The sequence below is a fragment of the Actinotalea fermentans genome, from assembly GCF_007991475.1.
GTDB lineage: Bacteria > Actinomycetota > Actinomycetes > Actinomycetales > Cellulomonadaceae > Actinotalea > Actinotalea fermentans.
In genome coordinates this window covers 243,845-254,264 of sequence record NZ_BJYK01000004.1, presented here as the reverse complement: position 1 = coordinate 254,264, position 10,420 = coordinate 243,845, and the positions used below count along the sequence as shown (strand labels likewise).

The 10,420-nt window shown below is 75.4% G+C and carries 10 protein-coding genes; 5 read left to right on the top strand and 5 right to left on the bottom strand.

Annotated elements, in window-relative coordinates; genetic code table 11:
- The first annotated feature begins 106 nt into the window (after positions 1 to 106).
- On the top strand, positions 107 to 469 hold the full coding sequence (locus AFE02nite_RS08465; protein ID WP_034250289.1) for a hypothetical protein: 363 nt from the start codon (positions 107 to 109) through the stop codon (positions 467 to 469).
- Positions 470 to 500: 31 nt separating this feature from the next.
- On the opposite strand, the gene AFE02nite_RS08460 is transcribed toward AFE02nite_RS08465, so the two are convergent.
- Both AFE02nite_RS08460 and AFE02nite_RS08455 read right to left on the bottom strand, forming a co-directional pair.
- Positions 501 to 1,310 carry a hypothetical protein gene (locus AFE02nite_RS08460; RefSeq protein ID WP_146819435.1) on the bottom strand — a complete coding sequence of 270 codons (810 nt, stop codon included), beginning with the start codon at positions 1,308 to 1,310 and terminating at the stop codon, positions 501 to 503.
- Positions 1,311 to 1,460: 150 nt separating this feature from the next.
- The gene (locus AFE02nite_RS08455) at positions 1,461 to 2,810 is read right to left on the bottom strand and encodes a hypothetical protein (RefSeq protein WP_146819434.1); all 1,350 of its coding nucleotides are present in this window, start codon (positions 2,808 to 2,810) and stop codon (positions 1,461 to 1,463) included.
- A 275-nt stretch (positions 2,811 to 3,085) separates the two neighbouring features.
- Here AFE02nite_RS08455 and AFE02nite_RS08450 point away from each other — a divergent pair, with 275 nt between their 5' ends.
- The 3 genes from AFE02nite_RS08450 to AFE02nite_RS17370 are packed head-to-tail and all read left to right on the top strand — an operon-like array spanning position 3,086 to position 7,250.
- Entirely contained in the window at positions 3,086 to 3,469 is a 384-nt protein-coding gene (locus AFE02nite_RS08450) for a cold-shock protein (RefSeq protein WP_034248854.1), read from the top strand.
- Complete coding sequence (locus AFE02nite_RS08445) at positions 3,469 to 4,278, top strand: DUF3027 domain-containing protein (RefSeq protein WP_146819433.1); 810 nt, start codon at positions 3,469 to 3,471, stop codon at positions 4,276 to 4,278. Before AFE02nite_RS08450 ends, AFE02nite_RS08445 begins: the two co-directional genes overlap by 1 nt.
- On the top strand, positions 4,275 to 7,250 hold the full coding sequence (locus tag AFE02nite_RS17370; protein WP_186814506.1) for a sacsin N-terminal ATP-binding-like domain-containing protein: 2,976 nt from the start codon (positions 4,275 to 4,277) through the stop codon (positions 7,248 to 7,250). Before AFE02nite_RS08445 ends, AFE02nite_RS17370 begins: the two co-directional genes overlap by 4 nt.
- 17 nt (positions 7,251 to 7,267) lie before the next feature.
- Here the strand turns inward: AFE02nite_RS17370 and AFE02nite_RS08435 are convergent, their stop codons facing one another.
- The 3 genes from AFE02nite_RS08435 to AFE02nite_RS08425 are packed head-to-tail and all read right to left on the bottom strand — an operon-like array spanning position 7,268 to position 8,617.
- Positions 7,268 to 7,594 (bottom strand): DUF2530 domain-containing protein, encoded by a 327-nt coding sequence (locus AFE02nite_RS08435; RefSeq protein WP_034245535.1) that lies wholly within the window; start codon positions 7,592 to 7,594, stop codon positions 7,268 to 7,270.
- A 46-nt stretch (positions 7,595 to 7,640) separates the two neighbouring features.
- A complete protein-coding gene (locus tag AFE02nite_RS08430; protein WP_052113621.1) occupies positions 7,641 to 8,081 on the bottom strand; it encodes a hypothetical protein in 441 nt (146 codons plus the stop codon).
- 53 nt (positions 8,082 to 8,134) lie between these two features.
- Positions 8,135 to 8,617, bottom strand: coding sequence for a VanZ family protein (locus AFE02nite_RS08425; RefSeq protein WP_052113620.1), 483 nt, complete (start codon positions 8,615 to 8,617; stop codon positions 8,135 to 8,137).
- A 52-nt stretch (positions 8,618 to 8,669) separates the two neighbouring features.
- On the opposite strand from AFE02nite_RS08425, the gene AFE02nite_RS08420 reads away from it, so the two are divergent.
- Positions 8,670 to 10,139, top strand: a complete 1,470-nt coding sequence (locus tag AFE02nite_RS08420; RefSeq protein ID WP_034245548.1) for an NCS2 family permease — start codon at positions 8,670 to 8,672, stop codon at positions 10,137 to 10,139.
- The last annotated feature ends 281 nt before the right edge of the window (positions 10,140 to 10,420 follow it).

Sequence of the window (10,420 nt, the reverse complement as noted above, 5' to 3'; positions counted from 1 at the left end):
GGGAGTGCGGCCCGAACCGCGGTGCGCGGCGCTCGTGAGGGTCTCCTTAGGATGATCACGACGTGCGCCCCACCCGACGGGTGCGCACCGGAACGAAGGGGTGGTCATGGAGGTCCTCAAGGGACTGCTGCTGGTGCTGCACTTCATCGGCCTCGCGGCCATCATCGGTGGCGTCCTGGTGCAGCTGCGCGCGGAGACCCGGCGCATCGACGCCTTCGTGCTGCACGGCGCGTGGACCCAGCTGCTGACCGGCGTGGCGCTCGTGGGCATGGTCGAGGCGATCGGCGACTACGAGATCAACCACGTGAAGATCGCCGTGAAGCTCCTGGTGCTCGTCGCGATCCTGGGCATCGCGTTCGCCTTCCGCAAGCGTCCGTCCGTGCCGACCTGGGCGTGGGCGGGCATCGGCGGGCTGACGGTGCTCAACATCGCCATCGCCGTCCTCTGGAAGCCGGGCGTGCTGGGCTGATCCCTCGAGCGGTCGGCGGCGTTCGGGCGGCCTACGCGGCGTCCTGGCCGAGCCTGCGTCGCAGGGCGACCGCGCCGGCTCCGAGGGCGGCGAGCAGAGCTGCGGCGAGGACCACCCAGGCGTCGGCGCCCGTCACGGCGAGGCCGCGAGGACCGGGGGCGGCGAGCGCCGTCGTCTCCGCCGGCGCGAGGGGAGCCGCCGCGTGGTGCACCGGCGCGGGCGCGGTCACGACGCCGACGATCGGCTGCGCCGGTACCTGCGGAGCCGGTGACTGGACGGCCGGCGTCTCAGGCTGCGCCGGTGCCTCGGCGACCGGGGCGGACGGCGTGCTCGGACGGCTGGGCGCGGGCGGTGTCACCGGGACGGCGGGGGCCGGCGTCTCCGGAGCCGGCGTCGCCGGTGCGGGCGTCTCGGGTGCGGGCGTCTCCGGTGCGCAGCCGGTCAGGTCGGGCGCGCAGACCCCCGGGGTCATGGGCACCATCTCGAGGCGGTACGAGACGTGGCTGATCGACTGCTGCGCACCGGCGTCGTTCGTCGCGGGGCTCGTGACCGTCACGACGTTCTCGCCCGGGGAGTAGGTGGCGAAGGCGACGTCGTTCGCGGCCTTGACGCACGTCTCGACGATGACCATCTTGCTCGGCGCGGCGACCGTCAGCGTGTACGTGCCGTCGGCGACGCCGTCCTCCTTGATCCAGTCCCCCCCGGTGTCGGGGCAGGTCTCCTGGGCCGCAGCAGCGGGCACGGCCAGCGCGACGAGCCCGGCGACGCCCAGGGCGAGGCCGGTCAGGGCGGCGACGGCGGTGTCGCGGAGCAGCCTCGCGGGGGCGGGCGTGGTGCGCATGGGGGGACTCCTCGACCGGGGGGGTGGGGGCGACGATAGTCCGATTGGCGCTGATATGGGAGGGTTTCGGACTCTCGAGAGAGTGCGCGATGACGACGGCTGGCGCCGTGGTCGGGTCGCTCCCGCGACCACGGCGCCGCCGCCTCGAGGTCAGGTGCGCAGTCGGCGCCGGCCGAGCAGGGCCAACCCGCCCAGTGCGACGAAGGCGAGCCCCGTCAGGGTCTGCAGCAGCACAGGGCTACCGGTCGCGGCGAGCCTGGCGGTTGCCGTCGGTACGGTCCGCACTGCATCGACCACCGTGACCTGCCGTGCGGCGCATGCGGCGAGCTGGACCGGAGTGAGGGCCGCAGCGACGCGGTTGTCGGTCACGATCGGCTCGCCCGGGACCCATGTCTCCGTCTCGGCGTCCCAGATCCAGTCGGTCGTCGTCGTGACGTCGCCGAGGAGGACCGAGGGTGCCGCGCACGTCGGCACGGCCGTGAACGACAGCACCGAGACCACGGGGTCCGGCTTGCTCGGGTCGGGCTGCTCGCAGTCGGCAAGCTGGGCCAGGGTCAGGCCGGCCGGGACGCGGTTGTCGACCACCGACGGCTCGCCGGGGACCCAGCTCGACGTCTCGGCGTCCCAGATCCAGTCGGTCGTCGTGACGACGTCGCCGAGCATGACGGTCGGCGACTCGCAGCTGGGCTGGGCGCTGAAGGTGACAATGGTCACGACGGGTTCCGGCTTGGGCTCGCAGGCCGCGAGCTCGGCCTCGGTGAGGCTGACCGGCACGCGGTTGTCGACCACCACCGGCTCGCCCGGGACCCAGCTCGACGTGCCGGCGTCCCAGATCCAGTCGGTCGTCGTGACGACGTCGCCGAGCATGACGCTCGGGGTCTCGCAGCTCGGCTGCGTGCTGAAGGTGACAATGGTCACGACGGGTTCCGGCTTGGGCTGGCAGGCCGCGAGCTCGGCCTCGGTGAGGCTGACCGGCACGCGGTTGTCGACCGCCACCGGCTCGCCCGGTACCCACGTCCAGCTCGCGCGGTCGAAGACCCAGTCGGTGGTGATGGTGATCACGCCCACGAGGACCGTGGGCTCCTCGCACGTGGGCTGCGCGGTGAACGGCTCCTCCGTCACGTGCGGGGCCGGCTTGGGCGGGATCGGCCGCGGCAGGTAGAGCACGGAGGCGTGGCTGATCTCCTTGATCTCGCCGTTGTCGTTCGTCACCGTCGAGGTGATCGTGCCGGTGGGCGTGACGTAGGCGGTCGTCGTCGACGCCTTGTAGCAGACGCCGGCGACGACGTACCCGGGCTTCTGCGGGTACGTGTACGTGGTGCCGGTGAGGCCGTCGTACTTGATCCAGCCGCCGAGCGGGTCGAGGAACGTCGTGTGCGGGCAGCCTGAGTCTGTCGTCGCGTTGGCCGGCGTACCGATCACGACGGTCCCAGCGGCGCAGAGCAGGGCGACCAGCAGCATGCTGGCCGCGCGACGCACCAGTCGTGGTGCAGTGCTCATCGGGTGCTCCATGGGGGATGAGACGGGGGATCTCATAGAGGTTGAGATGGGGGATCTCAGATGAACTGTCCGATTAGTCGACGGTACGCCGGTTGATCATCATTCGTTCCCCGGCCGTTCGGGTGAAGTTTCGGGCCGGCCGCGGAGGCGCCCAGACCCGCTGGCAGGGCCGCCGAGGGGGTCGCCCGGCCCCGTGCTCCGGCACTCGGATACCCTGGTCGCGTCCCGTTCCTTGTCCCGCGCGCAGCGTGGGCCTCCACCGAGGCAGGTCCTTCGTGCCCACCGGCAAGGTCAAGTGGTTCGACGTCGAGCGCGGCTTCGGCTTCATCGCCGGCGACGACGGCGGCGAGGTCTTCCTGCACGCGTCGGCGCTGCCTGCGGGCGTGACGGCGCCCAAGCCGGGCACGCGCGTGGACTACGGCGTGGCCGACGGCCGTCGCGGTCCCCAGGCGCTCTCGGTGCGGGTCCTCGACCCGCTGCCGTCGGTCGCGCGCGCGCAGCGCAAGCCGGCGGACGACATGGCCGTGATCGTGGAGGACCTCATCAAGCTGCTCGACGCCGTCGGGACGAACCTGCGCCGCGGTCGCTACCCCGACGGCAAGCGCGCGACCCAGGTGGCGACGATGCTCCGCGCCGTCGCCGACGACCTCGACGCCTGATGGCCGCGCCCACGCTGGACCCGGTCCTCCGCGCTGCGGTCGACCTCGCGCGCGAGGCCGCCGTGGAGGTGGCCGGCGGGCCGGACCTCGTCGGCGAGCACCTCGGCACGGTCGTCGAGGGCGACCGGCTGGTCGCGCACCAGTTCGCCGCCACCGCCCCCGGCTACCCGGGCTGGCAGTGGACCGTGACGCTGGCGCGTGTGCCGCGCGGGCGGATCCCCACGGTCAACGAGGTTGCGCTGCTGCCGGGCGAGGGCGCGATCCTCGCCCCGGCGTGGGTGCCGTGGGCCGAGCGGCTGCGGCCCGGCGACCTGGGCCCCGGCGACGTGCTGCCGTACCTGCCGGACGACGACCGGCTGGACCAGGGCTACGAGGCCACCGGCGACGTCGACGTGGACGAGGTCGCGATCCGCGAGCTCGGGCTCGGCCGGCCCCGCGTGCTCTCGCGTCGCGGCCGGGACGACGCCGCGACCCGCTGGTACTCGGGCGTGCACGGCCCGACGTCGCCGGGCGCGGTGGCCGCCGAGAAGCCGTGCTCGACCTGCGGGTTCCTCGTGCTCCTCGCGGGCTCGATGCGGACCACCTTCGGCGTCTGCGCGAACGAGTGGTCGCCCGACGACGGTCGCGTCGTCAGCATGGACCACGGTTGCGGCGCGCACTCCGAGACCGACGCGCCCGCGCCGCGCAGCGAGTGGCCCGCCCCGCCGGCGGACACCGAGCTCGAGATGGTCCAGCTCGAGCCGGAGGGCGAGCCCGTCGCCGAGGTCGAGCCGGCCGAGACCGACGAGGACGCCCCGGACCTCGGGTGAACGACCCGCTGGGCACGGCGGCGCTGCGGGACGCGGCGCTCGCGGCGTGGTCCGGCAACCCTGCCCGCCTGCGGGAGGACGCGAACGCCGAGGAGGACCACGCCCGCGGCTACTACCGCGACCGCGTGGTCGTCGAGCTCGCGCAGAACGCCGCCGACGCCGCGGCGCGCGGTGGCGTGGCCGGTCGGCTCGATCTCGTCCTGCGGACGACGGGTCCGGCGGGCCCCGTGCTCCTCGCCGCCAACACGGGCGCGCCGCTGGACCCGGCGGGCGTGGCTTCGCTCGCGTCGCTGCGCGCGTCCGCCAAGCGGACCTGCCCGAGCGTCGGGCGCTTCGGCGTCGGGTTCGCGGCCGTGCGCGGGGTCAGCGACGCGGTCACGGTCGCGTCGGTCGCCGGCGCCGTCCGCTTCACGCTCGCCGACACGCGCGCGCTGCTGGCGGAGGCGACCGCGCGAGACCCGGCGCTGGCCGCTGAGGCGGCCGCGCGCGGGGACTGGCTGCCGGTGCTCCGCCTGCCGCTCGGTGGACCCGCGCCGGGCCATCCCGCGGCCCCGCCCGCCGACCGCGCGACCGTCGTCGCCCTGACGCTGCGCGACGACGCCGCCGTCCGCGCGGTCCGCGACCAGCTCGCGGCCGTCGACGACGTCCTGCTCCTCGCCCTGCCCGCGCTCGCCGAGGTGACCGTCCAGGTCGACGACGACGCGCCGCGCGTCGTGCGCGACGTCGCCGCGCGGTGGGTGGCGGCCCGTCGCTCGGGCGAGCACGACGCAGCCCTGCTGGCGGACCGGCCCGTCGAGGAGCAGGGCAGGCGGGCCTGGGACGTCGCGTGGGCCGTCCGGCGCGAGGGCGGGACCGCGCCCGGCGTCGTGCACGCGCCGACGCCCACAGACGAGCCCTGCTCGGTGCCGGCGGTGCTGGTCGGGACCTTCCCGCTGGACCCCACGCGCCGGCACGTGGCCGCCGGCCCGGTGACCGACGCGCTCGTCCGCGAGGCGGGGCGCGCGTGGGCGGACCTGCTCGCGGCGCCGGGCGCGCCGTCGTGGGCCGACCTGCTCCCGGCGGCCCTGCCCGCCGGCCCGCTCGACGCCGCGCTCGTGGCGGCCGTGGTCGCGGCGACGCGGCGCGCGCCGGTCCTCGTCCCGGCCGACGGGGGCCCGCGCGTCGCGCCCGCGGACGCCGTCGCGCTCGCCACGCCTGTGCCGCCCTCCCTCGTGCGCGCGCTCGGGGCGACCCGGCCAGGGCTCGTCGACCTGGGCCCGGCCGAGCGCCGGTTCGTGCGCCTGCTCGGGATCGCGACGACGGACCTCGCCGAGGCCGTCGACGCGCTGCCGGATCTCGCCCCCGGGGCCGCGCGCGACCTGTACGACGCGTGCGCCGGCGTCGACGGACGTGGCCTCGAGCAGCTCGCGACCCTGCCGGTGCCGCTCGTCGACGGCCGGACCGTGCGCGGGCCGCGCGGTCTGCTCCTGCTGGACGACGCCGCCGGGGGCCTCGCGGACCTCCTGGCGGACTGGGGTCTGCGCGTCGTGCACCCGGCGGCCGCGCACCCGCTGCTCGAGCGTCTCGGTGCCGAGCGGACCACCCTCGCGGCGATCGCGCGCTCGGACGCGGCCCGGGCGCAGGTCCTGGCCGACCCCGGGCTGGCCGAGCCGTTCCTCGCGCTCGTGCGTGCCGCCGTCGGGCAGGACGGCGCCGGGCAGGACGGCGGCGGGCAGGACGGCGGCGGGGCGTCCTGGTGGGGCGAGGTGCTGCTGCCTGCGGAGGACGGCGAGCTGCTGCCCGCGCGCGGGCTCGTGCTGGCGGGCTCGGCCGCGCACGAGGATCTCGACCCGGAGGTGCTGCCCGCGGTCGACCCCGAGGTCCAGGGGCGGTGGGGCGCCGACGTGCTGGCGCGGGTGGGCGTGCGCGCCGGCCTCGCCGAGGTGCGGGTGCCGCTCGACGCGCCCGACGAGCACCTGCTCGAGTCCCTGGACGGGTGGGCGGACTGGCTCGCCGAGGCCGGGCTGGGAACCGGGTTGGACTCCGGGGTGGACGCGCGGCGGGACGCGGCGCCGGGCGGGGTGGCCCGGGGCGGCCCGCCCGGGCTCGAGGTGCCCGCGGTCGCGGACCTGGACGCGGTGCGTGACGAGGCGTGGCCGCGCGTCGTGCGCCGACTGGTCGCCGAGCACCGCGCGGCGCTCGCCCCGGTGCGCGTGCCCGGCCGCGACCCGGTGCCCGCCTACACGTCGTGGTGGCTGCGGCGGCGCGGCGACCTCGGTCTCGACCGGCCGTTCGCCGTCGGTCCCGCGGCGCCCGCCTGGCTCCCGCCGGCGCCGCCGGTGGTCGCGGACCTCGACGAGGCGGCCCGCCGGCTGGTCGGTGGCGTGGCGAGCGGGGAGGACCTCGATCCCGAGGACTGGGCGTCCCTGCTCGCGGACCTGCGCGAGGGCGAGGAGGTCCCGGTCGCGCTCGCCGTCGAGCTCTGGCGCGCGTGCGCCCGCCTCGACCGCGTCGCCCCGCTCGCCGAGCTGCCCCTGCTCCCGGCCCTGGTGCCCGACGGCGTCCGGGCGGTCCCCACCGACGACGTCGCCGTGGCCGGGCCCCTCTGGGCGCAGCGCCTGGACTGCGGGCCGCTGCTGCTCGTCCCGACGGCGGCCGTGGCGCGGGTCGCCGATGCGCTCGACCTGGACCGCGCGGACGAGCGTGCGCCGGGCGTGGTCACGTCACCGGGGGAGGCGGCGCCGACGCCGGACGCCGTGCTCGCGGTGTTCCCGGCGGCGCCCGACGCGTGGCTCGAGCACGACGACCTCCGCGTCGACGGGGTGGCCGTCGACTGGTGGTGGGACGGCCGGGTGCACGCCGCGACGCCGGGCGGCCTGGCGCGGGCGCTCGCCGAGGTGGTCGGGCCGCGGCACGTCGCACACCTCGCGCGCCTGCTCGCCGAGCCCGACGCCGTGGCGCAGGTGCTGCTGGACCTCGCCCTCGAGGGCTGAGGCCCAGGCCGCGGGCCTCAGTCGCCGGGGGTGCCTCCGACGCCACCCGGGGCGCCGTCGTCGGTGGCCGTGGCGCCGCGCCGCCGCAGCGACGACTCGCGCCACCGAACCCAGCCCTGCGCGAGGAAGCCCAGGCCCACCCCGGCGGCGCAGATCGCGACCGTGCGGCCCTCGACCGAGGACACCAGGCCCACGACGGCGAGCACGACGAGCGCCACCGCGAAGCCGCCCGTGATCGTCCAGAAGACGGTCCGCAGGTCGAGCTCGACCGGGCGCAGGGTGCTCGGCGCCAGGAGGCCGCCGAGGGCGTCGCCGGGGCGTCCGGCGTCGGGCGGGGTGCTCACGCGCCGCAGCCTAGCCGGGCGGGGTGCGCGGACCGCGCGTCGGGCGTCAGAGGACCGCGTCGCCCGGTCCGACGAGCACCGGCTTGCCGACGACGACCGTGCCCTCGAGGGTGTCCCGGTAGCGGTGCGCCACCACGACACCCGGGCGTCCGCGCTCGGAGGCCTGCACGACGACGGCGTCCTGCCGGATGCCGCCGACCGTCAGCCAGCCGTCCCAGGCCACCGCGGCCCGCGGACCCGCCGACGCGCGGGCGTGCTCGCGCGCCCGGTCGGTCGCGGCCCCGGGCTCGCCGTCGAAGCGGACGAGCGTGCGCCCGGTCCCGTCCTCGGTCACCGCGAACGGCCGCATCGGGCTGCCGGTGTCCACGACGGCCTCGAGCGCGTGCGCCAGGGTGATCTCGGTGAGCGTGCGCAGCTCGGGCGACAGGGTGTCGCGCCAGACGGCCGGGTCGGCGGCCGGGCCGGGCAGGGGAGCGGTGACGTCCACGTCACTTGAGTCGGCCGGACAGCCGCGCGTCATGAGGGATCGGGCGGGTGAGGTCAGTCGCCCGAAGGGGTGACGGCAGCCGCCGAGCCGGCGGCGACGGCGGTCTCCGCTGTCCCCGCGCGTCGGGCCCGACGGCGCCGCAGGGCGCGGTGCGCGACGACGACCGACGCCCCCAGGGCCGCCCCGGCGGTGTTCGCGACGACGTCCTGCGCCGTGGGGACGCGTCCCGGCAGGACGATCTGGACCGTCTCGACGGTGGCCGAGAGGGCGAGGCCCGCGGCGACGGCGAGCCAGGGCGCGCGCACCCGCGCCGACGAGGCGAGCAGCAGGCCGAGCGGCACGAACATGGCGACGTTCGCGGTGAGCTCGAGGGCGGCGAGGTCGAAGCCCTCGGGAACGCCGGCGTCGTGCACCCACGCGAGGAGGCGCTCGACCACCGGGCTCGAGCCCACGTCGGGCGGCGAGGGCCACAGGGTGATCATGAGGACGGCGCCGGTGTAGGCCAGGAGGGTGACGTCGTGCAGAACTGGCGACACGCGTCGCGGAACGGGAGGATTCGCTCCCGCGGCATCTGCCACTATGCGCGCCATGGCGCAGACCACCCCCTCCACGGCCGAGAAGGCCGATGCCCCGCGCGCCCTCAGCGCGATCGACAAGTACTTCAAGATCACCGAGAGAGGCTCCACCGTCTGGACCGAGGTCCGTGGCGGTCTGGTGACCTTCTTCGCGATGAGCTACATCGTGGTGCTCAACCCTCTCATCCTCACCACCATCCCCGACGGCACGGGTGAGTTCCTGGCCGGCGGCGACGTCACCAAGATCGCCGCGGTGACGGCCCTGGTGGCGGGCATCCTGAGCATCACGATGGGCATCGTCGCGAAGTTCCCGCTGGCGATCGCCGCAGGCCTCGGGCTCAACGCCTTCCTGACCTTCTCCGTCGCGAGCCTCGACGGCATGAGCTGGCCCGACGCGATGGGCATCATCGTGCTCGAGGGTCTGATCATCCTCGTGCTCGTGCTCACGGGCTTCCGGGAGGCCGTGTTCAAGGCGGTGCCGAAGGAGCTGAAGACGGCGATCGGCGTCGGCATCGGCCTCTTCATCGCGCTCATCGGCCTGGTGGACTCCGGCATCGTGCGCCCGGGCAACCCGGTGCTCGCCTTCGGCGTGAACGGCTCGCTCGACGGCTGGCCGATGCTCGTCTTCGTCGTCGGCCTGTTCCTGACGATCGTGCTGTACGTGCGCAAGGTGCGTGGCGCCATCCTCATCGGCATCGTCGCCTCGACGATCCTCGCGGTGGTCATCGAGGCCGTCGCGGACCTCGGCGGCAAGACGGCCGACAACGCGACCGGCTGGGGCCTCGTGGTCCCCGAGATGCCCGACAAGGTCGCCGACGTGCCGGACTTCTCGCTCATCGGCAATTTCTCGCTGTTCGGCTCGATCGAGAAGCTCGGCCTGCTCGCCGTGGCGCTGCTCGTCTTCTCGGTCATGCTGGCCGACTTCTTCGACACGATGGGCACGATGGTCGCCATCGGCGGCGAGGCCGACCTGCTCGACGAGGACGGCAACCCGCCGCGCACCAAGCAGATCCTGATCGTCGACTCGATCGCCGCGGCCGCCGGTGGCGCCGCGTCCGTCTCGTCCAACACGAGCTACATCGAGTCCGCGGCGGGTGTCGGCGACGGCGCCCGCACGGGTCTCGCGTCGGTCGTGACCGGTGCCGCGTTCCTGCTCGCGACGCTGCTCTCGCCGCTCGTCGCGATGGTGCCCTACGAGGCCGCCACGCCGGCCCTCGTGGTCGTCGGCTTCCTCATGATGATGCAGATCTCCGGCATCGACTGGCGGAACATGGAGGTCGCGATCCCCGCGTTCCTCGCCATCGTGCTCATGCCGTTCACCTACTCGATCACCGTCGGCATCGGCGCGGGCTTCGTGGCCTACGTGATCCTCAAGGTGGCGGTCGGCAAGGTGCGCCAGGTCCACCCGCTCCTGTGGGTGTGCGCGGGCCTGTTCGTCATCTACTTCGCGATGACCCCGATCAAGGAGCTGCTCGGCGTCTGACGCTGCGCGCGTTCCACCCGGCGACCGCGACGGCCCCTCGAGCTCCGGCTCGGGGGGCCGTCGCGCGTCCGCGGACGATGCCCGCCTGGCGCGCCCGCCTGGGGTGCCTGCCCGTGGTGCCCGCCTGTGGTGCCCCGAGTGCGCGCGAGCAACGGCGCGCCCGACGAACAACCGTCCTCCACGCGAACAACAGTCGTTCGCATCTGGACCCGTTGCTCGTGGGGGTCGGCGCGGGGCGAGGTCGGCGCGGGGTGAGGTCGGCGCGGGCGAGGTCGGCGCGC